This window comes from Bacteroides sp. 1_1_30 (assembly GCF_020982715.1).
Taxonomy (GTDB): Bacteria; Bacteroidota; Bacteroidia; order Bacteroidales; family Bacteroidaceae; genus Bacteroides; species Bacteroides xylanisolvens.
This window is the reverse complement of sequence record NZ_JAJKHN010000064.1, coordinates 1-25,819: the sequence shown is the minus strand read 5'-3', so window position 1 is coordinate 25,819 and position 25,819 is coordinate 1. Positions and strand designations below refer to the sequence as shown.

Genomic DNA, 25,819 nt, shown 5'->3' with positions numbered 1-25,819 from the left:
AAAAAAAGCGGGCGGAGAGAAGGCTGCCCGGAATCCTGGCAAGTGCCGTTCTACAACCTGTGCCTGCGGATGTAATAATGGAAGAGATGGCAGGCGTCCGCTGCATTGTCATCCACCGGAATGATGCCGTATCTTTCCTTGCATGCCGCCACCATCTGTGCCTTGGTGGCGTGCCCGTTCCCCGTCGCCCATTTCTTGAGCACCGCCGGATTCACAAACTCCGGTTCGGGAAGTCCCAGGCTGTCACATACTTCGATCAGGATTCCCCGAAGTTCCGAGAGCCGGCGCATGTCATAGAAATAACGGTTCACACTCACATCCTCCGTTACGACGCGCCGGATACCATGCGCGCGGATAAACGAGACAAGGACGGTACGGAATGCGCCGTGCATCCTGTTGCCGTTGCGCCGTCTGCTTTCGGTAAAGTTCCATGTTCCGGCCTCATGCACGGAAAAATATCCGGTATGCGTAGCTATATCCAATGCAAGCACCTCTTTCCTGTCCGGGGTACTATTCTCCAATCCTTGATTCGCAATTCTCTTTCACAATTACCAGTTTATGGGGATAACCTTCCGCAACATTACCGTGGGAGACAACCAGTACGGTACCTCCGAGCGAGTTCAATGCCTCGAACATGGAAGCCAGCCCCGCCTCGTCAACCGCTTCGAGTATCTCATCCAGAACCAGAAGGTCCAGTCCCTTGCCATCATCACAGTTACTGTTCACGAGTTTTTGCATGGCAAGGATGGTTGCGAGGTTCACCCGTGCCGCTTCGCCTGCCGAGAACTTGCCGAACGATCCGCAGTCCATGCCGTCACGCAACAGCGAAATGGAAATCTTCTCCCGGACCTTACCGCTTTTGAGGACGGTATAACCGTCAAAACGGATGCGTATGTCACTGCCGATATTCTGCAGGAACTCGTTTGTTATACGGCTGAGTGCCTCGATTTTTGTATTGGCCAGATAGGTCTTGAACTGTATGAACCGTTCTCTTTGCATCTCCAATGTTCGGAGTTCCGCATCGACGGCGGTCTTCCGTCCCGCCGCTTCGCGGGATTTTTCCCTCACCTCCCGGAGCGTGCTCCGAAGCGTGGATATCAGATCGGATGGCACCGCCTCGTTCAATTCCCTGATAGTGCCTTGCAAAGTGTCAATGGCACAGGCTGCCGCCTGTATATCTTCCTTTTCCATCCGTATGCTGCGGCTCAGTGAGGCATTACGCTCGTCTACAAATCCGAATGTTTCATCGAATACCTTACGGCGGATGCTCTCAATCTCATTTTGCAGTGCGGTAATCCCAGCTGCAATACGCCGGTGTCTGTTTTCCGTCTCTTCCACACTCCGGGTAGTGTTCCTGACGGCACGTTCATGTCCGGCCAGCTGCTGTTCCCATTCGGTACGTCTGGCCTCCAAGGTACGGCGGCCGTGGTTCAGGCGGCTCTGCTGCAGCTCCACAGAACCGGTCTCCTCCTGTTTGTCTTCGATACGGCCATTAATTTCCGTGAGTTGCCGCTGTCGTAGTTTTAGTTCCCTCATTCCCGCCTCAATGTCAAACTGCGGCTCCGCTATTAAGAAATTATGTCTGCAGGCAGGGCAGGTGACGGAACCGGCCAGTTTGTTTGAGAGCTCGTCAATACCGGCCGAGACTATACGCCGTTTGTGACGCAACTCTTCGATGCATCCTGCAAGATTGCGCAGGCGGACGTCTGTTTCCCTCAGTTTGTCCGCTGCCTTACCGGACTGCTCGTTGTATTCCTCACAAAAGGCGGCATACTTATTTTTGAACTGTTCCCAGTTTTCAGTCTTCTCTTCCAGTTCCCGTTCCGCCTGTTTCAAGGAGGTGTCACAATCCGACAGCCCGGAAACGGCCGTCTGCAGCTTCTCTTTTGTCCCGGTGATAATCCCGTTCCAGTCCGTCTGTCTCGCATCGGGGAAGAGGGGCATCATCTCCCGTATCTTTTCCAGACACTCGTCCAGTGCCGTATCCCCCGATTCCAGCAACTGCAGTGCCTCATCCGCCTGCTGAACCGCCACAAGCCGTGTCTCATATCCGGCCACCGTCTCGTGTCCGATGCGTATCTGTTCCCTTTTAGCTGCGATGGCCGCTTCCAGGGAGGCGATGCGCTCCGCGCGGGTACGTCCCCGTTCCGCTCCGGTTTCCTCTTCCTTGCGGATCTGCTCCTGTAACATCTCGACACGCCCGTCCAGTCCCGCAAGTTCCAATGCCGCCTGTTGCTTCTTTTCTGAGAGCGGCACGATATCCTCCTCAAGTATGGCAATGGCCTCGTCCACCAGGATACCGTTGGAAAAGCGGTTGATTATCTCCTTTTTCTCTTTGTCCGATGACGAAAGAAAATCCTCATACCGGTATTTGGAGAGAATGAAGTTGTTGAGCAGCTCCTCGCGCGTGATCCCCAACTTTTCAAGGATATAGCGGTTATAGGCATCGACCGAAGGCTGGACAGTCTCGTCCGTCGTCACCTGCGCACCGTTACGGAAAAGTGTGCAACTGACCGTGGATGCCCCTCTGCGTGGAATGCACCGGTTGACAACCAGTTCCTCCGCTGAGTTGCCGTTGCTGAAATGTAATCCGATACGGCACTCCCCGGACGCATCGTTTATAATTTCTTCCGACCTTATCTTACGGAGCGGGCTGCCTGTGATACCGACAGCGATACACTCCAGCAGGGCGGATTTGCCCGCACCGTTCGACCTTTGGGACTCATTGTCCCGGTTGTCGCCGAATATCAGTGTCGTAACCCCTTGCCGTAACGTGTATGACAGCGAGCGGAAGGCACAGAGATTCTCAGCTTCTATTCTATTTAATTTCCACATGTCCTGTTATCTATTTTGGATAAATACTCTAATCCGATTGAGACATCCTCAATCTGTTTTTCCCGGCAGAAATCCTCGTAAGTTTCCCGGATACGGCAGCTGTCATACTTTTCAAAGAGCGAAGAGGATGCGGTCTCCAACAGTTCCTCGTCATCAGCTATCAGTTCCACCTTCGCCGCCCCGGCTCCCAGCAGCGCGGCCTTGTCAACCGACTTCATAGCAGCTGCCGGCGCGTGGACACGTACCTTGACCTTGTAGCGGCCGTCAGCCTCCGTCTCGCGCAACTCGTCCATAAGGTGCAGCCCGGCATGTTCCACCGGCACATCCACCACACGGTAGCGCATGTTCACCCGGTTTTTGACAAACTCGTGTGTGCCGTCGGTATAAAGCACCGTATATCCTTTTTCCTCATCCTCGCCGAAGTTGTGCTGACGGGAGGCCCCGATGTATTCGATACGGGTTTGTGGAATGACGGTCCGGTTATGGTAATGGCCGACAAAAACTTTATCAAACGGGAGAAAAATCCTGGCGGGCAATTCTTTCTCCGATGGTTGCGCCAGTGCCCCGTTTATACCTTCGTGTATATAAAGAAAATGTTTCTTTTCCTCTGAAAGCGCTTTCTCTTCCAACTGTCCGAGCCTTTCGACAAACGATCCGTCCTCCGGAAAATAACTCATCAGATGAAGCGCGAACTCCCAGCCGGGACGCGACAGGGTCAGGAAGTCATCCACTACCGTCACATCCGGATGGCAGTCAAAGACATGACAGTAACCTCTGACGGCTTCCTGGTTCACGAGGTCATGATTCCCCTCGGCGAGCGTGACATGGATGCCCGCACGTGAGGTTTCCAGCAGGGCGTCATGTACTGCCAGCAGCACGTCAAGTGTCTGTGCCGCGCGTGAAAAGAACAGGTCGCCTCCGACGGCGATTTCGCTGATACCCCATTTCCTGCAGATCTCCACGGCCTCCTGCCAGTTGGCCTGAAATGCAGGGATGTTGTCTTTTGAGACATGGATATCATTCAACAACAATATGCAAGGTTTGCTCTCTTCCATGAATGTGTGTGATTAAGACGGGAGGCGTGGACGCCTCCCGCCGGGTTAAAACTCAAAGACTTATAAAAGGGGTTATCTGCGACGGCGGGGACGCCCGGCACGCTCCTCCGTTTCCGCAAGCCGGTGTTCCTCCTCCCCGGAAGTGTCCTCCGGTGTGTCTGTGGGTTTCGGACCTTCCATCTCACTCTCAATCAGTTCGAGCAGTTCCCGGTTGCTTGTCGAACGGGTGACACGGACGGACAAAGCTTCCTGTTCAATGTAGCTGCGTATCATTGCACGCAGCTCCTGTCCCTCCTCGGTCTTGTCACCGAGGTCCTGCCGCCTGAGCTCGTCATAATATTCAAGAAGATCGTCCAGGGAAATTCCTGTCCCGTCCTGGATATTGTCCTTGTTGTCTTTCGTACGGCGGTCGAACGAGAAGGAGGAGGTATCTTCTTTCGGCAGTTCGTCGGACAACTGCTGTATGACCTCTTTCATCCCGTCCGTCTCCATAAGCCGCATGCCGTAAATGCCGTCGCACTGTTTAAGGAATTCAACGGTGGCACCCAGATGATAACGGGTATAGCGGTAAATGATTTCCGGAATACGGGGTGCTCCCAGCAAGGCAGCCAGCTCCTCCCTGGTCAGAGGTTCAGGGTCGGATTCATTGTCGATGGAAAACAGGTATTCGGTTTTGGCCCCGTTACGCCGTTTTTCTATTTCCACGGGATAGGCGTCGTACACCGATGAAACCGGACACGGATAAGACGGGTTCTTGGCCAGCTTCTTGCTCCAGAGTTTGAACTTCCGCTCGTCCAGATCCTTGAACTGGGCGTGCGAGAGGGTCATCATCTGTACTCCCTTGGCACGCTCGCCCAGGTCAAAGATATAGAGGCAGTGCCCGTAGTTGTACTTCAAGCCGCCACTGAACGAACCGCCGGCGATTTTTTCTGCCAGTTTCTCATCCCCGGCTTCTTTTGCGGCTTCTACGGCCATACGCCGATAAGTTTCGATGGGATCGACACTGTATCCGGCATCGGTGGCGCGGGTGACGGTGACATACATCTTCTGGGGCTTGTTTCCGGTTGTGGGCTTTTCCAGTTCCAGTAGCAACTGATGAACCGGATACTCATAACCGGGCCGGGCCGGTGAACCGTCCGGATTGGGGGCGATGGGAAGGACACGCAGCCGGTACGTCCCGAATTTGTCCATGCGGAAGAATTCCGTGCGGGCGAACGCCCTGTTCTCTTCCTGGGCACGCTGCTGTGCCTCCTGATACGATTCCTGGATACCGAGGAACATCTCCTCGACAGACATGCCTTCCATGCCGTTGTTCTTTTCTTCTTCTTGCATAAACGCTTGGTTTTATGGATTAAAAATGCCCGAAGAGTGCGACACGGCAGGCCCGTATCGCAAAGAAACTGGTTACAGGACAGACGGGTTCGGTTGCACCGTCCGTATTCACTTGACAATATAGGGGGAGGATATCCCACCGGCCGTATCCTGGCCGGATACTCAGTTTACAATATGGAAAGGTCTTGCAGCGACTGTGGAATACAAAGTTAGACAAATGCTCCCGAACAGCCATACATGCATATGAATGTTTGTGCCAGTCATTGTCCGTCAATGCATTACCGTTTCTTTTTAAGCATGTTTTTAATCTCCCCGGGCAATTTGTCACTGCCCGGCCCATTCCGTCTTTCAAAGAGCAGCTTCCTGCGGTTTTGACGGATATACTCTTCCGTCTTGCGACGGCGTATGCCCTCGTAATAGGTTTTACGTCCGGGCGTAAGCCGTTTGCCCCGCCGGCAGTAAACCCCGTTCCGGCGGTAGTCATCCAGATAGCGGCTGAATTTCGCCTTTCTGAACGAAGGGTCTTTCGACGCCTCCGCAACCAGTTCGATGACATGCCAGTCCGGTTCAAAAGGCTGTTGCCGGTGATACAGCCTGCGGAGCAGATGGTAAACCACCGGCATCTCATAACGGAGCATGAACCCTATCCGGGTCTGGTCGAAGGGGAAACGTTTAAACGTCCCCTGCGGTCTTCCGTCTTCTCGCTTTCGGGGATTCGTTCCCCGGAAAGACGGTTTCTTCTGCGGCTGTCGCCGGATCCTTTTCTGTTTCATGATACTGTCGGCTGTTGTCGGGTGAAATATTCTCTCGGGCGGGAACGGACCTGCATTCCGCAATCCTGCGGCGACTTTCGATGTCACCGTTTACATTAATCTTCTGTTTCATGGCTATACGAAATATGTAAAGTTGAGTTCCACATTGGCATTGTACATACCGCGCTCATAAAGCTGTATCCTTCGCGAGCCGCCGTAAATGGTGAACGATACCCCACGGTTGTACTTATGGTCATCATTCCAGTCAGTGGCGGTGCAGCGCACACTGTACCGGGGTGGTTGTATTTTGTTGGGGATGACCGCCACGATACCTCCCCAGTTGTTTCCGTCCCTGTTGGCCGTATTGACGGCGCCTTGTATGGAAACGATGTTCCCGATTTGGCGGGCGAAGAGCGACTGTGTGTTGGTACCCGATCCGCTGTTCTCCATCTGTACCCATCCTGTATCCGCAAGCAACGGCTGATACTCCTCGGCATAAGCGGCTCCGATAGCACGGCAGGCCTGCCGTCTGGCCTCCGCCGTTGGCAGCAGAAGGTCGGACAGCTTGCTGTCCCGGCGCAGGTAATCCCTGACAATCTCATTCTTGGAGAGTACGTTCAACTTGCCCTGCAGGAACTGTTGTGCCTCCGAGGTGCTCTTTCCCTGCCGGACTAAAAAATTGATATAATCCTGGAACAGATTCTCAAGGGTGGCGAAACGGGCGTCGGCACCCGCCTTTGTATAGAGGTTCAGGTTCGTGGCGACGGTTTCCTTGTCGGAAGCGCTGTAGCCTCCCAACAGCCGGTCAGCCTTCTTTTTGAGTTCCCCCACCACCTGTGAGGTCATCACATACCCCTCGACCTGCGCGTGTGAGGTGCCGTTACTGTCGGTATATGCAAAAAAACCGGTGGTAATGGCCTGTAATTTATCCCGAAGCCCGGCCGTGAAGACAATGCCTTGATAGGCAGAGTCCGTACCAAGCTTGCCGGCCATCATCGTGTCTATCTCTGTCTTGGAATAGACTTCAAGATTTTTTCGGGCCTTGTTCTTGTCAGAAAGGTCTGAAAGATTCGACAGCTTGGCAAGTTTCAAATCTCCGGTACCTTTCCTTTCGGCATTAAGGGTGTCCCTCACGGCTGCCTGCTTTTCCGCTTTCAAAGCGGCGGCTTCTTCTGCCGGAAGCCTGTTGATCTCTTCAGCCGTCAGACGTACCAGTTCTTTCAACCCTTCGGAGGTCTTCAGGAAGACTTCGCCGGCTTCCGTTTTGGAATAGACGTCGAGATTCTTCCGGGCGGCGGATTTGTCCATGATATCGGACAGGTTCTCATCGGCTGAAAGCTTCATTTTCAGTGCGGCACGGACAGCCCCCGCCGTAACATAGCCGTCACCGCCTCCCGTAAGCTCCCCGGTGATGATGGCCGCAAGTTTCTTTTTGTATTCGGTGGTAAAATCCTCGGTGGAAAGCTGCTTTCCCTTGACGGCATCCACTTTCTTCGACATCTCCCCGGCAAAGGTCGTGACGCTCACATAGGTGTCCGATACGGATTTCCCGTTGATCTTAAGCGTGCCGAGCACATCCACCGAGCCGGAAGGGGCAAGCACAATATCCCCCAATGTGTTCCGCAGGATAAAGCGGTAATCGTCCGGGGTATCAAAACCTGCCATTGCGAGCACGGAGGCGGCACTGTCCCGCCAGGTGACCAGGTTGGTGAGCCTGGCATTGTCTTTCGTATAGGCGGTATTCTGAAGGTCGATCCCACGTCCGGCATTCTGCACGACGAACAGCCCGCCCGCCCGTACGGTGGCGGTACGGCCGGTTACTTCCAGGACCGGGCTGCTTCCGGATTTCCCGTCATGTACGGCAAAGTTGCGGTATCTTGTTCCGCCTCCCTGCGCACCGTAATAATTGATACGGACACAGCCCTCATCTGTCGTATCCGAAGTGTTATAGATATCGGACCCTTTGATACGGATTGCCCCGATACGGGCGCTATCGCCCAGTGAGGTACCGTAAGAGATCCCGTCTTCCGTTATACGAACCAGTTCCTTGCCCTGCTTCATGAAACTGAAGCCGCCGTCTGTACGGATGATAATTTCATTGACCGGCAATCCGCGCAGATAAGCGCCAAGCGAGATGCTGCCGTCAGTTTTGACGATACCTTTGAGCATATAGCCGTTTTCCCCGCTGACAGAAACGGCGGTTCTGGAATTGATTTCTTTCTGTCCGGTAAGGGTGCCCGCCAGTACCAGGTCCTTCTTGACGGTCTGCCGGGTGAAAGGCGTGTCCAGCAGTACGGCATAACGCCCGAAGAATTTATCAATAAAACGGGGGGCATAACTTTCTGTAACTTCAATGCTTACAGGCAATTTACCCGTAACAGGATCGGTCGTTTCAGGTATGGCCTTCGCTCCGGCACACAGGTAGCAGGTACGTCCGCGTTTGTTGACATCATTGGCATAGACCACCGACTCATGCCTGTTGGCCTCGTAAATATAATAAGGATAGACGGCATCAGCGGCTCCCTCAAAACGGCGGACCTTACCGCCGAGCCACACATATCCCGGTGAGATACGGGGACCGTCCGGCTCGCAACCCGAGATGATGAAATCCGAACAGCTGTCAAAAACGGCACTCATGCTGAGGGCAAGTTCCTGCAGGTTCAGGATGTCGTCGGAGTAAGTGTACCGTCCGCCAGTCTCTGCGATATATTCTTTCATTGTCCTGTATTCTTGTTAGGTGTATATTCTTCTTCGTCAATCCTGATCAGATAGGTCTTGCCGGCCGTCTTGTAAGTATTCACCACATAGGAGAGCATATAGACTAGCTCGTGCGGTGATATGGTGACGGGCGGGACACAGACCACAAAGCTGACCTTGTTGATAAGTTTCTCCTCTATCAGCAGGTAGAACGGACGGGGCCGCTCCGCATCATTATCTGATATGATCTGTTCCCCATTGTACCAGATGGTACAGGGACGCCGGTATTCCGCACCCTCATGGTAGAGGTCCACACCGACACTCTCACTATCCCTGATAAGGATACGGTCCTTGCCGTCCCTGATGTATTTGCCGAACTTGTAGTTCAGAAACCATTCGAAGTAGATTACCTGGGAAGTCATCCGTGCCCGGATATGCATCTCTTTCGTGAAATCACGGAACCGCTCATTGGTGCATTGCAACGGATAAAGGCAGCTCTGCACGAACAGGATGAACCTGCGTCCCGACAGGTAATGCGGAACCAGGCGGTTCACGGTACGGTCTATGGACAGCTTATATCTCATGGTTTTCTATTTTTAAAATGATGGCTTCACGGAAATTTGGCAGCCCGTCCTCCTCATCCTTCCCGGAGGACTCCTTCAGATATCCTGATGCGGTATAAGCCATACGGGCAATGCGTTGTGGCGGCTGTATATGGCCGTCGGTGTCATGGCTGGCGATGAAAACCCCTTGTTCGGGAACGGCATGCCCGTCGATATGGACATCGGTCACATGCTTTGCCCGCCGTATGGCATCCGTCAGGCGGGAAACGTAGACGGCGGCATCGAAATCGATATCCATCATGTAGGCATTCAACTGCTCTTCAATGGAGTCGTACACTTCTGATTCGGGTACGGCTCCGTCATGAAAGACCGTAAGGCGGGGAATCAGCACGTCGCCCTTGGTTGAGATGACTTCCACGCGTGTACCGGCGAATTTCAATTTGTTGATATAGGCGTTGATGGGCGCCAGTTCTTTCGGGGGTATGGCGGAAAGGCTGCCTTTTGCACCGGTAGCCACTTTCAGGATAAGTTTACTGTCCAGGTTCCGGTCGTCTGTGCTCTCCATATAGGAAACTTGCGTGACGATGCGTTTGGTCTCGTCGATATTGGCATAGCCGAAGGCCAGGCCGTCTTCCCGTACCGTCAGCTCATCTCCCTGCTGATACTGCAACAGGGCGTTGGCATAATAGGCGGGAGTACCGTTGATGCGTCCGTTAATGGCTTCGGAGATATCCACGGCAAAGACATCCAGCAGGGATTCGAAACTGTATATGACAGCGGCCACTACCCACAGGATTCCGTTCATGACGGACATTTTGGAATCACTGGCGAACTCTGTCAGTTCCAGCCGCCGGTTCCGTTCCGCTATGGCCTCGTTGTATATTTCCTTTATTGTACGGCTCATTACACTGTATAGATTTTATTGTTGATGATAAATTCCCACGCTTCACCTTCGTTCCAGCTTTCCTCATGCAGAATGACCCATACCGCCTCCATGCCTGATGTGATACGGTAACGTCCGGTCGTTTCATCCCGCCCGGGTTCTTTATAAGTTCCCGTCGGGGCTGTCGGCAATGTCATGCGGCAATTACGTCTGTTTCCGTAATGCTCCACAATGCTTGTCAGGTATTTGTCTATGACGGCCGGCTTTATCCGCGCTCCGGACAGGTCGAGCTCCATCAGGTTATGGCACCCGGCAAGCGGAACGAGGTTGTCCGTCATTATCCCCGAGAGATCGATCCGGTAAGTTCCGGACAGAACCCCGAAGCTGTCCAATGCGGGTGTGCAGTCCCGAAGGGTCAGCTCCTCCACGTGCAGTGGACGGAGTAAAACAACGGACGAAGGTTGCAGCCCGCTCCAATCCATATACCGGAATTCCGCATCAGTAAACCAGCGGATCTTGCGGCTCCGGCGCACCCGCCTGTCAAAAGTATGACGCAGCGTGCATGGCGTATGGCCAAGAATGACGGTCTCCACAGCACTGTCGTCCCCCCAGTCAACTTCCAGCGTCCCCGTTCCTGACACTTTGCACTCTGCGGAGACCAATGCCGGCGGGAGCAGGAAGGCTGCCGTGAACGGACCGGTGAAATATTTGGGATAGACGTGCCGCTCCCCGTTGGAGGGGACGATGCCGTGCATTTCGTTATAGGCGACCACGTCGGCATTGATGACAAAGCCGTCGGTATATGTCAGTTCCTGTCCGGAACAGAGTTCTGTTTCCAGCGAGAGGGCAGGATTGTTGACCAGCAGGTCCACGATTCCCTCGACACTTCCATACAGGTGCAGGGCTACATCATAGATGTTCTGTCCTGTAACGACGCGGTAACTACCCATGGCTGTCCTCCTTCTCCTCGGTTTCCAGGAACAGTTCTCCTGTCACCGAATCTATATAGGCATTCCTGATGATGATTTTGTCGGAAGTAAATTCAGCCTGCAGTTTGGCGGCGAGCCCGTTGTTCTCCATATTGGAATGCAGGAAGTCAATCAGCCCCACACCGGTGGTCGGATGCTGGTATAAGTTTCCGGCGGCGGCTTTCAAAAGGAAAGTTTCGTTCTGCACCTTAGAGGTGCCAATACCAAAATCCGTCTCTTCCCCGCTGTAAATGAACAGGCAGTCCTCCTCGAGCAGCAGGTTATAGATCCCCTCATCGTTCAAGGCATAAAGCGAGGCGGGGGTGACCGTCTCCCTTGTCCCGTTTTCGTTCTCTCTCATGACGGGAAACCAATGCCTGCCGTCAACTGCACCACGTACATATTCGACACCCCCCGAACCGCTTTTCATGGCGATACGCACTTTCAGCAGGCGTATGTCTGCTACATAGGGAATACGGATATGGATACCCCTTGCATCACTGTATGATGCAAGGAAATCTACTGGTACGGCTATCTCCCCGTAACGGCAGGCCGCATTGTCGGCACCCTCCACACTGTCAAACAGGTGGAAGTCGTAGAAGGTTTTTCCGGCAATCTGTCCGGAAGTCTCCACTTCTCCATGTTCGGCATCCATTATGATATCTTGTCTGGGCATGTGCTGATACAAAAAATCCCCGGCCATACCAAGAGTACGGCCGGGGCACTCTTTACATAAAGAGTAGCGGCAGATAGAAAAATCAGTTTATGCCTCCTTGGAGATTTCATTGTAAATCGCTTCTACAGTTCCCCACATATCGTCAGGTAACTCTTCGTCCGAGATTTTCTCACACGCGGCCTGCAAGTAGGCCATCTCATCGAAGGAAAACTCCACCGGCAACGGCTGTTCTTTTTCCACATCCCATTCGATACGCTTGTCCTCCGCATTTTCGCGAAGATTGATAACCTTGCGTTCCTCATCGCCAATTGCGATTTTGCGGAGAATCTCTTTTTTAAGGTTGAACTCCTTAAAATTGCCGCGTGCCGGCAGGAAAGTCGGCAGATAAAGGCGGTCTTTGACACTCAGTTCCATTATGATTCTTTATTTAGGATTGATTTTTTCGCGAATATCCTGTTGCATCCTGTCGAAATCCTGGAATATGGGACCAAGCTCCCTCACCATCGGAAAGTTGCAGGAAAGGATCCCTTGTTCCATATAGATAATTCCGACAGGCTTTATGTTGCCTTCCTCATCGGCTTCTTTTTCATTGACAGAAACATGTAGATGGTTCAGTTCGTCATTGACAGTAGAATACTCCAGCATATAAAAGGCATTTTCCGTCTTCTCTTCTGCTGTCCTGGTAATAGTGACATTGGTGATGTTCATATAATTTGAATTTTAAATAAGTATAGGGTAAAAGTTTCTGTTCCGGTTATTAACCATTATAATTTAATACCTGATAATGAAAAGACGGGTAGTTGCAACAAAGGAGTGTCAGCGAGTCCCCTCTTTCCATACCGTAATTTGACGTGCCTCCATTCTGATTCCGCACATTCATGATATTGATATGTCCTCCCCAGTTGTAGCTGTAAAACAGGGTAAACATATAGGCAAAATCCGAGGGAAGGCTCGAATATCCGAACATGCTTGCAACCGACGACGCGCTCGGAAGATTGACATTGCAGGTGGAGTTGGCATAGACACAAAAGACATTACTGTCAGAAAAGTCAATGCTATAGCCGGAACCTGTGAAGTAGATCTTTTTCATTTTGAGACCGATGGCGGCTGGTGCGACCAATGGGGCATTGGACCACACCCCATAGTTTCGGCGACCGTTCTTCACATCGATATACAACCCGTAGTTGTTCATATATGAATTTACCTTGTTGTTGACGATGCGCCCCGCCGCACAGGTCCCGCCCGAGGAGGCGGGAAAAGTGTTGGCCCCCAACAGAACGTAGGAAATGGTGTTTCCCACGCGGAACAAATCGTTGTAGATGGCCAGTCCGCCACCGGAACCACTTCCCGTGGCTGTAGATCCAATGCGTCCCTGACCGATGGAAAAGCCTCCTATCGTGCCGGCGTTGGCATTGATCGTGCCTGTCATCGTCACGTTGCCGCCGGCATCCCATCTGATATTCTGGTTCGCAAGATATCCGGAACCGTCCGCCGCAAACGAAATTTTCCCATATCCGAAAACAGCGGATCCGTCGGTTTTCAAAGCCCAATACTCTTTTCCAGTGGAAGGGTTGTCGTGATAGATATATCCGGAGGCCGCCATTACAATCCTATGCCCGGAACTTGGCGCAGACGCCGCAAGCGAGCTGGTTCCCAACGTCCATCCTCCGATCTTGCCGGCTACGGCAGTGATGCCCGTCCTGTCGAGCGTCACTTTGACCGCGTTGCCCGCATCCTTGACTGAAATACTGCCGTTATAGGAGCTGCCTCCTACAACCAGGGCACTGTCCACAACAATCTGGTTTGCCTTCACCGTACCGGTATAAATACCGTTGGCGTCGATGGTCGTGGTATACTTTTCTGTGGAAGTAAGGTCAAAAACCGTGGCATAAGCTACATACCAGACCAATGGAGCGGCAGATGTTCCCTGTGCCCCGTCAATATAGAAAAAATGGGTGCTGGAGAAGTTTGAGGTGCCGCATACGACCTTGTATACATACTCTTTCCAGTCTCCGGTTCCTGCCGTGGAGGTAAGCCAGCGGCTCGAACCTCCTGTACCAATGTTGTTGGAGGCCCAACAGATATTGCGTCCGGCGGGAATTTTGGCAATGATACGGGCAACCAGCACCTTGCGTGAACTGCAGGCCGTTCCGAAATAGAACCCTCCGTTGGCAGGACTGGCGGTTCCATTAGTCTGTATCTTCAGGACATACTTGCTGTCATTGGGCGCCGACGTATCCTGCTGGCGGGTGACCGTCACCATGCCGTTGCCGGAATTGTTATAGACACCGATACTGTTGTTCCCCTTCCAGAAGGTCGGATCCCTGTAGAGCATCTTGCCGAACGCCATAGCAGAGGCAAGTTCCTGGGCGGTCGTGATGCCGGTTGTCCATTGGGCTGACACGGAAGAGGCGAAAGTGACGGTTCCGGAAGCGTTCCATGAAATATTACCACCTGCGATCTGTCCGCTGCCGTCATTGTTCAGTTTCCATTTGCTGCCGTTCGTAATCGAACCGTCGGAGCCCAACGAGATGTTGTTTTTCCAAATATGGTTATGGTCGAACGCCCAACCGGCAATCCGGTTGTAAACCTCCTTTCCACCGCTTTTTGTATAGTTGGCCGAAAGACAGAAATATTCCAGATGGTCCCATGACATCATCTGGATACCGATAAATCCGGTCTTGACAGAATTTCCACTAGCAGCTACCTGGCCGAAGACAATATGCCCCGCATTGCTGTTCTGATGCCAGGTCAGCGTGATGCCCAACGGTTTGTAGGCCCCCGTGTACCAATACCCGCTACCGGCAGATGCGGAGCGGACCTGCAATGGTATTGCACCGGTCGCACCGATACTGCCTGTCGTTATATTGTCGCTGCCGATTGTAAACCCACCGATTTTTCCTTTGGTAAAGGTGCAGCTCAGACCGTTGATATAGGTCGTATTGATGATGGAGGACTTGATGCTGGCCGCATCGAGTTTGGAGGCATTGATACTGCCCGCTGCAATCCGGTCGGCGGAGAGTGTCCCGGTCTTGATGCTGGATGCGTTGATGCTGACGGCATTGACCTGTGCGGCCGTCAACGTACCGGTATAGATGCCTGTAGAGCCGATATAGGTCAGCGGATGTGCGGCAAGAGTGCTGTCACTTCCCTGTGCTAGTGCAATAAAACGTTTGCGGCGTATTTCTTCCTCGACCGAAGCTGTCAGCATGCGGGGAGCCGGTGCATTCGCCTTGGTGGAACCACTTTGAAAAATCAAATCCGAGTTGTAAGCGATCTGCGGTGCTGCCGGTATGGGGGACGGACTCATCGCGTTACTGACAATCGGCTGGTCGGAATAGATATGATAGACTGCTCCGGTCGTTCCGCCGCCGCGTAAGAACACGGAGAACATACAGTTGTTCCCACATAAGGCCGCACCTGCGAACATGCGGCAATAGGATTCGGAGAGTTCATAAATGTCCCATGAATAGCTGATGCCGCCCCAGCCACCGAAATTGGCTTTCAGCAGCAGTACCAGGCCGCCCTTATGCGTGGACGTGTTCCAACTTGCCGGAGCCTGCTCGCTGTAGGCACGACGCACAAGAATGTCCCGCTTGAAATTCTGTTCACCGCCCTTGAGGATGACAGGATAGTATTTGTTCTCTTCCCCGTTGATGACAAGCCTGTAATAATACGGATAGCCGTAATTGGTTGTTTTTTCGGCCTCTATGTCATTTTTCCATAGCAGGGAAACGGCAGGGGAGAACGAGACTTTCCCCGCGGTATCCCATGATATGTTCCCCGCAGCAATCTGCCCGCTTCCGTCATTGTTCAATTTCCATTTCGTGCCATTGGTTATTGAACCGTCACTCCCCAGTACAATGTTTCCCTTACGGATGGAGGAGGCATCCACCGTCCAGCCGGCAATATTGTTCTGGGACCCGAAACGTGCGACACATGTCCCTGCACTGTTGGTCGCATACAGCCCGAAATCGCTGTCGCTGTTATAATACAATTGTACCCGTTGTCCGGTTGTCGCGCCGGAATTAAGTCCGTAAACCACCACACGCCTGTTTCCGCAGTCAAGCAGGATGTGGTTGCCGCCCAATGCGGTTGAGCCGATTGACCATCCACCGATTTTCCCTTTCGTGACATTCAGTGTCAGGGCCTCGATATTTCCGGCAGTAATGAGAGAGGCCTTCACATTGGCGATGTCCAGTTTGGAGGCGGTGATACTTCCGGCGGCAATACGGTCGGTAGAAATAGTACCTGCCGTAATCTGTGAGGCGGTGACAGTGCCGGTATAGATACCGGCCGCAGTGATTTTTGTCAGCTTCGGACAACCGTTTCCGCCCAAAGCGGTAACGATGGCATTGATCGGATTTGTCCATTGCAAAGAGACGGAAGAGGCAAAGGTGACATTGCCCGAGGCATCCCAGGATATATTGCCTCCCGCAACAGCCCCCGCCCCCGAGGCATCCAGACGCCATTTAAAACCACGGATGCCGTTTGATCCCAAAGTCATGGAGCCGGAGGCGGCGGTCATCGCCCCGGAAGTGTTGTTCTTCGCTCCCCGGCAGATGCTGTCACCGTCGACGGACCAGCTGCCAATTTTCCCTTTCGTGACATTGAGTGTCAGCGCTTCGATATTCCCGGCAGTAATAAGAGAGGCTTTCAGGGAAGCCACATCGATACGTGAGGCGGAGACCGTACCTGAAGTTATCTGTGAGGCGTCAAGCTGCACCGCCTTTACTGTACCCGCTGAAAGTTTACCGGTAAAGACACCGTCTTTGTCAATAAAGGTTGCACCTATCCAGTTCAGGCTGACACCATTTCCGAACTCCACCTTGCCGGTAGCCGCATTGTATTTGACAACCTGGTCGCCATGACCGAACTGGACATTGCCGCCGTTGTCTATAAAAAAGGTCTTGTAACCGTTCTTGAAACCATAGATGCCGTTAACCGTTTCAGAAGTGACGGTACCGGAAACTGTCCTGACAGAGAGGGGAAACTGCCCGATTGCCACACCGGTTATCGTGCCGTCACTGTTTTTGATCCCTGTAAAAATTTTTGGAGTGATGACCGTGCTGCTGCCGATAAGTGTCTTGTTGGTATTCCACTCCTTGACCCAGTCAAGCATCACCGTGTCGTTTCCATCCTTGCCGGATGCCCCTGACTTGGCCTTTGACCAGACAAATGACAGGGTGTAGGTGATTCCGGATATAATGACGGGAATAACCACAGTGCCATGATCGGCCAGTGTGGTCGTTCCTGCCGCGACCGTATAAGTTATGGTCTTGTTGCTGTTGTTGACGGATATGGAGGAGAATCCTGCCGGTCTGGTAATGTTACCGATGGAAAATCCGGTAAAACCGGAATCGCCAAGCGTGACCTTGACAGAAGAAGTGACGGATACGGCAGAAACTATCTTCCCGTCGGCATCCGCAGGAAAGATGTATTCACCGGGTGACTGGCTAAGCGTATAACCGTCCTTTTGCATGTTGATTGTCGCCTGACCGCGGGCGACCAGTATCTTTGCCATATGCTCTTTTAAGAAAAGTATAGGACAAAAAAAGGCGGCAGGTTGCCGCCAAATGGCAAGGCTCCGATTTTGCCGCACGGATGGGATAAGACCGGTTCATACCGCTTGCCATCCGTAGAAGCCCCGTTCCTTCATTACTATTTCGACACTTCACACATCAGTACGCCCTTGCCTGTCACATCGGCTTTCGATACGGTGATGGATTTGCCCGTATAAGTCTTTATGACGGATGTTCCGGCCGAGTTCCACAGTTTCCATGTGTAGGTATAGGCAGTCCCGTCATCGTCCAGTACCTCACCGTTACGATACAGCACCGCTTTGGCATCGACATCATTCCCGTTATTTTTGATGGTGAACCCTTTCTGGCTGACAAGGTCCACCGTAATGGGGTCGGACATATCCGTGAAAGAAATGATATCGCATACAACCTTGTTGGCCGAGGCGTTGCCGGCCGATGTGTCCGTGTCCTTGATGGCACATTTGAATGTCTCGAAATTCAGTACGGCATCCGCAGTAATGGTTATTTCGTTCGTAGTCCATCCTGCCGTCACGCCACGCGGATTGGTGGAAGTCAGACAGGACCATCCGGCACCGAGCATGGAATTGTAATACGGACAGGAAACCAAGGCTCCTGAATTGGCCGCCGCAGTGAGGGCCGATGTCAGCGTTATGACCTTGGTGGAGGTGTTCACTGCCGATATGGTGTACTGCACGGAACTTATTGTAATCTTTCCGCCGGCTTCCATGTTATTGGTGGAGGCCACCGTGACGGTGGTCGCACCGGTAGTAGCGGCGGCAGCCAGTGTGGTATTGGCAAAAACGGAGGAATCCTTGATTCCCCAGGCATAGGTGACATTGGTGGTATCGATGGTGGCGCCACGCCACAGGTCGCAATGCGCCTTGAGTGTGGGTACCTCGTCATTTTTGAAGACAACACCGTCGGGAGCATATGCCACGGCGGCTATCATCGCTCCGGCATTCAGATGCTGGGTAAACTGTATCTCGGAACGGAAAGGCACCTCCAGCCCGTTGGCATCGATATAAACCGCCTCGAAGGTATACCGTACCTGCGGCGTGGAAACGGTCATATGGTTGGCCTTGATGGTCAGGGCATACTTGGCGGACGCCGCACCGACAGTACAGCTGTCCTGGCCCGAAGTTATGGCCGAACCGTTCTTATACCACTTGGCGGAGCCGCTTTTAACGCCGGCTGTCAGCGTAGCCGCATTACCGACTGATGAAATCTGGTCGGTGGAGGCCTTGCCGCTGACAAACAGCGAAGGAGTGAGCACCAAAAACGGCGATGCCGCCCATGAAGGTGCATAAACGCCCGTATCCTTGTTGAATACCTGGGTGAGCGGTTGTGAAGAACCGATGAACGCCTGTAAGGAGACTGCATCATTCTGGTCAATGATGGTTACCTGTCCGCGTGCTACTTTTATTGCCATATGCTTATTGCTCTGTTGTTGATATGTCCACTTCACAGTCAAAAACGGCCTTATGCCATACATCCCTGCCGGTTATCTCAATCTCCCTGCCATAATGCGGCAGGTCATTCCATATCCTGTCGCCATCGGTATCCCTGCTTGTCCGCAACCAGCGGAAATTACCATCGGGAATGAGTGCGGTAATATCTTCACCGCCCCTGTACACTTTGGCCCGCAGAACCGTGGAAACAATGCCGTTACGGAATATCGTGCCATTTTTCGACTCCACATGAACAGTATAGGATGGCGCACCGTCATAAAGTTTGAAGAAAGTATGGGTGGCTCCAATATTTTCATTTCGGAATACAGCGGTGTAACGGAGGGTTAATACGTCACGCCCTTCCCAGCCGTGAAACGCCGGTGTCATTTCAAACACGGCGGCATTGCAGCCTGTTTCTTTCCATATTCCGTCCGATGCAAGATATTCCCATAAGCGGCTTTCCGGATTAAAGTTATATTCGGTGGGGACAAGAGGGATGCTTTCCGGCTCACATATGCCGGAGAGCTCATCCGTGAAATGGAAGGTCGTACCGCCCGTCAGGGATACGGAACGGGGCTTGAGCTGTTCCTGTGCCTCCTCGTCAAAATCTTCCCAGCGGATGGTCACGTCCCGCAGTTCGATGGCGTCCTTGCTCCATTTGAAGCGCCCTGACGCGAAATATCCCGTACCGTCGGGATTAATGACGAAAGAACCGTCACGCGAGGTTATCGAACCGTCCTCACCCAGCCTGAGCAGAGGATTCTGGATCGTTCCGCCAATACCTCCTTTCGAGAACCATGCCCCGTAATCTTCCGTGTAAGACAACACGCCATCCGTCGCTTGGTAAGGTGTCGCCGTCTTGCCCGGCTCCAATTGCGGGGCGGACAGAAGGACCGGCACCGGGGTTGCGATACCCAGTGTCATTTCAGGAGCGCCGGATTCTCGGACAGGAAAGGATACCTTATGACGTGTCCATCCCCTGCCGGCATCCACAGCCTGTTCGCCGACAAGATGCTCGTCCTGATAAAAACGGACAACCGTTGTTTCTTCCGCCTTTATCCAGATTGAAAAACAATAATAGTTGCCGGCATGGGCTTTGCGCCAACCGACATCCTGTAATGTAAGGCGGCTGTCTGATGTGACCCGTACACTCTTTCCGATACCGGCGGGAGTGGCGGTACCGACTGTCATGGATCCGCTGAAAGCACAGGAAAGGCTGTCCGGAATGACATTTTTGTGAATTTTGCCCACATAGAAAGTTGAGGAAAAACCGTTTTCATCTCCGGCGGTCAATGTTCCGGTGATGTTGACATTCCGTGTTGCGTAGAGATTCTGGAAATAGGCCCCGTAACCGTCCAGTATGCCGAATACCGGATCGATAATGCCGCAGACCTTTCCCACACGGACTTTGACCGCATCGCCGAAAGCGGACACGGAAGAGAGCCGCAGGATATTCAGGTCCGCCAACTCACACCAGTCACCCTCTGCGGTCAGGCTTTCCGTCAGATCGAGAAGCAGGCTCCGGCTATATTGTGCAGGATAGTCCACAGTGATAACCCACAATTTGTACTCCCATTCCTGCCCGGCGGACAATATATCCTCGGCATCTGATTTCTCCCGGTTGGTATAGCCGAATGAGAGGGGGATGGAGGACAAATCCCTGAAAGCCCTGATTTTGAAGGATATCAGCAGACGTTCCGGATGCCCGACCGACTCCTCCAAAGTCTGCATCAGCCCGAAAAAGGATTCTCCCGCCGGTTCCGCATTGCGGACTATCCGGACAATACGTGTCGCCTCCGCATCGTTTTCCCTGTATCCGGATTGAAGCACATGGCCACATACGGCATACTTGGATTTGTCAGGCACCCCCGCCACCCCTCCGTTCATGATCGGATAGCAAAGGGAACGCTCCGTTGCCATGCCGTCGATGACATCCATATAGGGGGCTTCGCTGTCCGAAGCCGTCAGGTACAGTGCCCCGCTACGCGCCGTATCGAACAGGTTGGTACTCCGTACGAAGTCCAGAAGCTCCCCGCTCTGCGGTTCATCGCCGTCCAGCAAAGCCCCGATAAAATAAGGCGCCTCCTTGTCGCCGACAAGCTCTGTTCCGGTTTCCGTCACGCACATCAGGGAATAGACCGCCCGTTCCCGCCCGGCATATTGCCTGCGGACGATATCCCCGACATGCAGCCCCTGTGTTTTCTGCGAGTCGGGGTCGATACGGATCTTGTATTTTGAATAACGGAATACGGACATGGGCTATGATATTTTTTCAACGGAATCTCCCGAGCAGCTGTCGCTGATCCAGAAAGAGCCGTTGGTCGCGGAAACCTTCTTTACCTCGAATTCGTAGGCGCGTAACTTGCGTCGGGCGACAACCTCGTCGAATGTGGCTATGACATTCCCCGTGGTACGGTTCTTCCGGATGGCCCAGCCGCTTCCGGCAAAGCCCGAAGAAAAGAATTCCGAAGAGACGGAGCCGAGAAAACTGCTGTCACCGTAATGCCTGATACCGCCGGAAACAGCCTGTAACCTCAACGACTCTGTCAAGTATAGGATTTTGTCTGCCAACCGGGTTGACGACGCGCAGATTCCGACATGCCCGGCAGCCTCCACCGGAACCCCGGAGGAGATGAAATCGGCATCGGTTTGGATATGGAAAGACTCACTGTAACGGTTTTGAGGGGCATGGGCACTTATGGACGGACGGTGTCCCAATACTGTGGTATGGGGGACGGTTGTCCGCACATCTTCCTTTTCGTATACAACCATGGAGGTCAGTGAAAGGGTTTCCTTATTTCCGGTAATCAAAAATCCGCCAGCCATACCCATACGCAGCCGCTTGTGAATAATTATGCCTTCATCCGAGTTGTCCACCCGGTACGAAGACAGCAGATCGGCACCATAGTTGTGACGGACAGTGAGCGAACCCGGAAAGCAGGCCCTGCCGTAGGACGAGAGCATCAGACAGTCACCGTCCACATCCGAAATGCCGGACAGCAGGCGTATTCTGGTGGTATGCCCGCTACCCAGCAACAGATCGCTTCCGATACCGCCCAGTTGTATCTTGTCATTATCAGTCCGCAGGAGTACGGGCATACCACCAATACGAAGCCCGTAACCGTCCGGAAATGAGAGAAAGCCTCCGAGGGCGACTTCCTCACCGGAAAATGAAAGCAGGCACTTTCCCTTGTCACCCAGCCTTGCCCCATATAAGGCATCCAGACCACCGCTCAAAGCCGTATTCCCGCAGACCACCAGATGACGCTGCACCGTTCCGTCCCGCATGGCCCAGTCCACTGCCGCCAGATTGGCGTTGCCCCGGTGGTATACGTCATGTCCCCCCACGGTCAGCCGTGACGGAGAAATGAACACTCCCGTTTCCCTGTTCCCGATAATCCATTCACCGCCCGAGTGTATGGAGGCATCCTGAAAATCAATGCGGGAGGCATTGAGCGTCGCCGTGTTCCTGTCCGTATCGTAACCCAATAATTGTTGTCCGCCTATATGGAGGCTGCTGCCGCCTATGTTCAGACTGCCGGTAATTTTGACGCCGTATTCAACGGCAGTCACCGCCCCATCCGTGTCGGTAATGTCCTGTGAACAGATCTCCAGAATACGGTTATTGGCGACACCCGCCTCGAAACCGTAATTCGCACGGAGTGCCCCGGTCATGTCACCGCCCGACTTCTTGAGGTATTCCAGCAACAACCCTCCATCACCCGGGTCACCTTCACCGACAACCGCCCCCGCAATGGCCGAAGCAAACCCGTAGGCCGTATTTTTTAACCTTATGCTGGTCTCGTCCCCTTCCTCGACACCGTAAGGATGGTCATCATCCTTTTTCTGCTGGGCATTGAAAAAGTTATGGTAGAGCTGCGAGTAGATGGAATAACACAGGCTCTCCTTATCAAGGCTGTCTATGTCCGGATGCAGTTGTACGTTCATTTGGTATAGCTGGTTTTAGAGAGGAACCTTTGAATGCGCGAGGTCAAAGAAATGAAATTAGGGAAATTGACAGGTGACATTGTACCCATCAAGGTGGGGGTCATCACCTTGCTGCACTCGGTCAGGAAGTCGAGCATAAGCCCGGCAAGTTCATTGCCTAATACCAACGGTTCGGTGGCATTCTCGTCACCGAGCGCCACTTTGTTGTCGGAAACCGTTACGGTCGTGGAGTTCACCTTTTGAATTATCTTGTCCGTTGTCTGCCTGACCTCCGACTTGTCTACAACGTGGGTAATGCTCTCCGCCTCAATCCCCGTGGAGGCTTCCTTGCCCTTTTTGTTCCTGACAATGGCGGTAACGGTTGTCGGCGTATAACGTGTGAAAGCCGTATTTCCCGTAGCCTCCAGCTCGTCGTAGTCCGGAGCAGAGTCACTCTCCGGGTCCAGTTCCTCCATTTCCGTTACACCGACAACGGTTTCCTTACGGGCATTCAGCCGCAGGATATCCACATGTGAGAAGTTCACCACATAGGCGTACCGGGTGGCGGCATCCATAAAAATTGTTACATCGGAAAAAAGTGCAGGCACAATCAAAAAACCGCCCTCGCTGCTTGTTGCCGCTGAAAGCAATACGCCTTTGTGGATGACAGGTTCCGCAGAGGCTGTCTCGTCCGGGTACTCACCGACATCAACGGTACCGCCATACTCGGGAAATTCCTCGTCCGACGGGTCATCATGTATTTTGGAGACATATCCATGTATCATACGGGCCGTGCCAATGCCCGACATACCTCCCGGAGCCAGACTGATACGTTCCATGCTACGGCCGAGAGCTATTTTACGGATAGCCTCACGAATAAGCAACTGATTCGACTTATCTGAAGACATTGATCTTTTTATAGAAGAATAGGTAGTTGGAATATATTCAGGTTTTCATTTTTCCTCCTCGAAAATAAAACATAAAAATAGAATTTTCTATCTTTGCGAAAAACACTTAATTATGTAATTATGGCAGGTTTTCAATCACCAATAACAATAGCGCAGGCAATAGAACGTATCCACCGGAATGAATACCTGTTGCCGGCTTTTCAGAGAGATTTTGTATGGTCGGCAGAACAGATAGAAAAGTTGTTCGACTCTCTGATGAAAGGCTACCCGATCAGTTCCATGCTGTTTTGGAAGGTAAAAGGAGGAACAAAGACTGATTTCCGGTTTTATAAGTTTCTATCAGCTTTCATACAGTATCATCGGATATGCAACGATCCGATTCCTACAGACAATATCAACGATTTTTATGCGGTATTGGACGGACAACAGCGATTGACGTCATTGTATATCGGTCTGTGCGGCAGTTATGCGTACAAGGATTATAGGAAACGTTGGGATTATTCTGAATATAATTTCCCTACCCGGCATCTATATTTCAATATATCCCGTAAATACACACAGGAGGAAAGCGACAGGGAGTTTATCTTTTCCTTTGTTGACAAGAATATATCCAAGGAAAAAGATTTATTTATTGACAAGTCTAATGAAAAATGGTTCCGTGTAGGTAAGATTTTGGCTTTGCACCAGGATTACAATTATGGCATCGATGAATTTGCCGAGGACAATAACATAGACAAGGAATCCAAAAGACTGCTGAGACTGTTGGACAATGTCATCCATACCAAACTCAATATAAATTTTTACGAGGAGGATGAACAGAAACCGGACAAAGCCGTGAATATTTTTATCCGGATCAATTCCGGGGGGACCGCATTAAGTTTTTCTGATATCCTGATGTCCATTGCCATTGCCAATTGCAAACAGATGGACGCGAAGACAGAAATCAAGAATCTGGTCGAGCATGTACGTTCAAAAGGATTTAATATTTCTCACGATTTCATATTAAAATCATTCCTGTACCTGTATCATAAAGATGTGCGTTCCCTTATAACAAGTTTCAATCTGGGCTTTATTGAACTGGTGGAAAATAATTGGACGAGGATCAGGGATGCCGTTTCAAACTTGTTCGACTTGCTGAGATCTTTCGGACTGACGGATTTCACAATGACCTCATATAATGCCGCCATGCCCATACTATATTATCTTTATCACAAGGACATATATCAGGATTTTTACAAAAAGATGGGAAATAGGGAGGATTGTGAAATCATAAAAAAATGGTTGTTCTCAATTCTGCTCCGCAGGGCATTCGGAGCAAGCGCGGATTCCGTGCTTGCGCAGTCAAGAAGGGCATACACAACAGACATCACCGGCAGCTATATAAAAGAAACCGTGACCTTGTTCCCAGCAACGGAAATAAACTCGGAAATCAGGAAACTGTCGGATGTAGGTGACGATTTTATAGAAGACCTGCTTTACAGCCAGAAAGATTCACGATACAGTTTTCCAATATTGGCTATGATGTATCCGAATCTTGATTACAGAAACAATAACTTCCATCAGGACCACCTGCACCCAGCCTCTGCATACAATGATCTGGAAGAGAAAGACAAGGAAAAATATGGCTGGCAGGTCTACAATTCCATCCTGAACCTGCAGATGCTCGATGCCAATGAGAACGAGTCTAAAAACGCCAAACCATTGGAGAAGTGGGTCAGTGAACAGACCCGGAACAAGGATATGCGGAAATTCATGGAGGACCATCTTATCCCGGATACGGATCTTTCATTGTCCAATTTTTCTGATTTTATAGAAAAACGAAAGGCTATGCTGGTTCAGAGAATCAGAAAGATGATTAACTGATTGATATCAAAGGTATTTGCGGATATTGTTCTTCCTGCCGGAAGCACTCCGGTTACGAAAATATTTTTTAAGGCAGAAATCTGTTGGAGACAATGAATTTTGATTATGAATGAAAATAATGATGCTCCTTGGAGCGGAACGGAATGCAGTTTTACCCTTCCAGGAAATTTCCTGGAAGGGAAGGATGTACATTGGTGGACAATAGTGTTATTTGCGAATCCTGTACGGAATACTAAGTTGCTGCCTGTACCCTCCAATCCCGAACGTAGTCGTGACCTCCTCCACGAGATATACGCCGTTCTTGGACGGGTTACGGAAATCGATCAGTTCCACCTGTACGGCAGGAGACAGCCCGAAATCCCCGAATAT

General features: G+C 52.0%; 19 protein-coding genes. 2 read left to right on the top strand and 17 right to left on the bottom strand.

The genetic code is table 11. The features are described from left to right. Nucleotides 1–50: 50 nt before the first annotated feature. From LPH68_RS17985 to LPH68_RS17905, 17 genes are all read right to left on the bottom strand, one after another. A complete protein-coding gene (locus tag LPH68_RS17985; protein WP_230297048.1) occupies nucleotides 51–521 on the bottom strand; it encodes a crossover junction endodeoxyribonuclease RuvC in 471 nt (156 codons plus the stop codon). Beyond that, a complete protein-coding gene (locus LPH68_RS17980) occupies nucleotides 511–2,835 on the bottom strand; it encodes a hypothetical protein (protein ID WP_048698852.1) in 2,325 nt (774 codons plus the stop codon). Before LPH68_RS17980 ends, LPH68_RS17985 begins: the two co-directional genes overlap by 11 nt. Beyond that, the gene (locus tag LPH68_RS17975; protein ID WP_048698856.1) at nucleotides 2,823–3,890 is read right to left on the bottom strand and encodes a metallophosphoesterase; all 1,068 of its coding nucleotides are present in this window, start codon (nucleotides 3,888–3,890) and stop codon (nucleotides 2,823–2,825) included. Before LPH68_RS17975 ends, LPH68_RS17980 begins: the two co-directional genes overlap by 13 nt. Before the next feature lie 72 nt (nucleotides 3,891–3,962). Further along, nucleotides 3,963–5,222: a hypothetical protein gene (locus LPH68_RS17970; protein ID WP_048698859.1), complete on the bottom strand. Its 1,260-nt coding sequence runs from the start codon at nucleotides 5,220–5,222 to the stop codon at nucleotides 3,963–3,965. A 278-nt stretch (nucleotides 5,223–5,500) separates the two neighbouring features. Continuing rightward, nucleotides 5,501–5,995, bottom strand: coding sequence for a hypothetical protein (locus LPH68_RS17965; RefSeq protein WP_048698908.1), 495 nt, complete (start codon nucleotides 5,993–5,995; stop codon nucleotides 5,501–5,503). Between the two features lie 114 nt (nucleotides 5,996–6,109). After that, a complete protein-coding gene (locus tag LPH68_RS17960; protein WP_048698862.1) occupies nucleotides 6,110–8,692 on the bottom strand; it encodes a hypothetical protein in 2,583 nt (860 codons plus the stop codon). Further along, a complete protein-coding gene (locus LPH68_RS17955) occupies nucleotides 8,689–9,255 on the bottom strand; it encodes a hypothetical protein (RefSeq protein WP_048698864.1) in 567 nt (188 codons plus the stop codon). Before LPH68_RS17955 ends, LPH68_RS17960 begins: the two co-directional genes overlap by 4 nt. Continuing rightward, on the bottom strand, nucleotides 9,245–10,138 hold the full coding sequence (locus tag LPH68_RS17950; RefSeq protein WP_048698866.1) for a hypothetical protein: 894 nt from the start codon (nucleotides 10,136–10,138) through the stop codon (nucleotides 9,245–9,247). Before LPH68_RS17950 ends, LPH68_RS17955 begins: the two co-directional genes overlap by 11 nt. Next, nucleotides 10,138–11,067 (bottom strand): hypothetical protein, encoded by a 930-nt coding sequence (locus tag LPH68_RS17945; RefSeq protein ID WP_048698868.1) that lies wholly within the window; start codon nucleotides 11,065–11,067, stop codon nucleotides 10,138–10,140. Before LPH68_RS17945 ends, LPH68_RS17950 begins: the two co-directional genes overlap by 1 nt. Next, entirely contained in the window at nucleotides 11,060–11,761 is a 702-nt protein-coding gene (locus tag LPH68_RS17940) for a hypothetical protein (RefSeq protein WP_230297045.1), read from the bottom strand. Before LPH68_RS17940 ends, LPH68_RS17945 begins: the two co-directional genes overlap by 8 nt. A gap of 87 nt (nucleotides 11,762–11,848) precedes the next feature. Further along, nucleotides 11,849–12,175 (bottom strand): hypothetical protein, encoded by a 327-nt coding sequence (locus LPH68_RS17935; RefSeq protein ID WP_048698872.1) that lies wholly within the window; start codon nucleotides 12,173–12,175, stop codon nucleotides 11,849–11,851. 9 nt (nucleotides 12,176–12,184) lie between these two features. Beyond that, nucleotides 12,185–12,469, bottom strand: coding sequence for a hypothetical protein (locus LPH68_RS17930; protein WP_048698874.1), 285 nt, complete (start codon nucleotides 12,467–12,469; stop codon nucleotides 12,185–12,187). 49 nt (nucleotides 12,470–12,518) lie between these two features. Further along, nucleotides 12,519–17,285, bottom strand: coding sequence for a hypothetical protein (locus LPH68_RS17925; protein ID WP_230297044.1), 4,767 nt, complete (start codon nucleotides 17,283–17,285; stop codon nucleotides 12,519–12,521). Nucleotides 17,286–17,422: 137 nt separating this feature from the next. Continuing rightward, nucleotides 17,423–18,733: a hypothetical protein gene (locus LPH68_RS17920; protein WP_048698881.1), complete on the bottom strand. Its 1,311-nt coding sequence runs from the start codon at nucleotides 18,731–18,733 to the stop codon at nucleotides 17,423–17,425. A 4-nt stretch (nucleotides 18,734–18,737) separates the two neighbouring features. After that, on the bottom strand, nucleotides 18,738–21,008 hold the full coding sequence (locus LPH68_RS17915) for a hypothetical protein (RefSeq protein WP_048698883.1): 2,271 nt from the start codon (nucleotides 21,006–21,008) through the stop codon (nucleotides 18,738–18,740). A 3-nt stretch (nucleotides 21,009–21,011) separates the two neighbouring features. Beyond that, nucleotides 21,012–22,700 carry a hypothetical protein gene (locus tag LPH68_RS17910; protein WP_048698885.1) on the bottom strand — a complete coding sequence of 563 codons (1,689 nt, stop codon included), beginning with the start codon at nucleotides 22,698–22,700 and terminating at the stop codon, nucleotides 21,012–21,014. After that, entirely contained in the window at nucleotides 22,697–23,587 is an 891-nt protein-coding gene (locus tag LPH68_RS17905) for a hypothetical protein (RefSeq protein ID WP_230297043.1), read from the bottom strand. Before LPH68_RS17905 ends, LPH68_RS17910 begins: the two co-directional genes overlap by 4 nt. A 120-nt stretch (nucleotides 23,588–23,707) precedes the next feature. Here LPH68_RS17905 and LPH68_RS17900 point away from each other — a divergent pair, with 120 nt between their 5' ends. Together LPH68_RS17900 and LPH68_RS17895 are read left to right on the top strand one after the other, a co-directional pair. After that, entirely contained in the window at nucleotides 23,708–25,450 is a 1,743-nt protein-coding gene (locus LPH68_RS17900) for a DUF262 domain-containing protein (protein ID WP_048698889.1), read from the top strand. Nucleotides 25,451–25,555: 105 nt separating this feature from the next. Then, nucleotides 25,556–25,819 (top strand): hypothetical protein (locus LPH68_RS17895; protein WP_192918795.1); only part of this gene is annotated, 264 nt, incomplete at its 3' end.

Excerpts from the sequence above, each read along its gene's own strand:
- LPH68_RS17950 (WP_048698866.1), bottom strand. The coding sequence starts at position 10,138 with ATGAGCCGTACAATAAAGGAAATATACAACGAGGCCATAGCGGAACGG.
- LPH68_RS17925 (WP_230297044.1), bottom strand. The coding sequence starts at position 17,285 with ATGGCAAAGATACTGGTCGCCCGCGGTCAGGCGACAATCAACATGCAA.
- LPH68_RS17930 (WP_048698874.1), bottom strand. The coding sequence starts at position 12,469 with ATGAACATCACCAATGTCACTATTACCAGGACAGCAGAAGAGAAGACG.
- LPH68_RS17960 (WP_048698862.1), bottom strand. The coding sequence starts at position 8,692 with ATGAAAGAATATATCGCAGAGACTGGCGGACGGTACACTTACTCCGAC.
- LPH68_RS17945 (WP_048698868.1), bottom strand. The coding sequence starts at position 11,067 with ATGGGTAGTTACCGCGTCGTTACAGGACAGAACATCTATGATGTAGCC.
- LPH68_RS17900 (WP_048698889.1), top strand. The coding sequence starts at position 23,708 with ATGGCAGGTTTTCAATCACCAATAACAATAGCGCAGGCAATAGAACGT.
- LPH68_RS17970 (WP_048698859.1), bottom strand. The coding sequence starts at position 5,222 with ATGCAAGAAGAAGAAAAGAACAACGGCATGGAAGGCATGTCTGTCGAG.
- LPH68_RS17955 (WP_048698864.1), bottom strand. The coding sequence starts at position 9,255 with ATGAGATATAAGCTGTCCATAGACCGTACCGTGAACCGCCTGGTTCCG.
- LPH68_RS17965 (WP_048698908.1), bottom strand. The coding sequence starts at position 5,995 with ATGAAACAGAAAAGGATCCGGCGACAGCCGCAGAAGAAACCGTCTTTC.
- LPH68_RS17935 (WP_048698872.1), bottom strand. The coding sequence starts at position 12,175 with ATGGAACTGAGTGTCAAAGACCGCCTTTATCTGCCGACTTTCCTGCCG.
- LPH68_RS17940 (WP_230297045.1), bottom strand. The coding sequence starts at position 11,761 with ATGCCCAGACAAGATATCATAATGGATGCCGAACATGGAGAAGTGGAG.
- LPH68_RS17910 (WP_048698885.1), bottom strand. The coding sequence starts at position 22,700 with ATGAACGTACAACTGCATCCGGACATAGACAGCCTTGATAAGGAGAGC.
- LPH68_RS17920 (WP_048698881.1), bottom strand. The coding sequence starts at position 18,733 with ATGGCAATAAAAGTAGCACGCGGACAGGTAACCATCATTGACCAGAAT.
- LPH68_RS17905 (WP_230297043.1), bottom strand. The coding sequence starts at position 23,587 with ATGTCTTCAGATAAGTCGAATCAGTTGCTTATTCGTGAGGCTATCCGT.
- LPH68_RS17980 (WP_048698852.1), bottom strand. The coding sequence starts at position 2,835 with ATGTGGAAATTAAATAGAATAGAAGCTGAGAATCTCTGTGCCTTCCGC.
- LPH68_RS17975 (WP_048698856.1), bottom strand. The coding sequence starts at position 3,890 with ATGGAAGAGAGCAAACCTTGCATATTGTTGTTGAATGATATCCATGTC.
- LPH68_RS17915 (WP_048698883.1), bottom strand. The coding sequence starts at position 21,008 with ATGTCCGTATTCCGTTATTCAAAATACAAGATCCGTATCGACCCCGAC.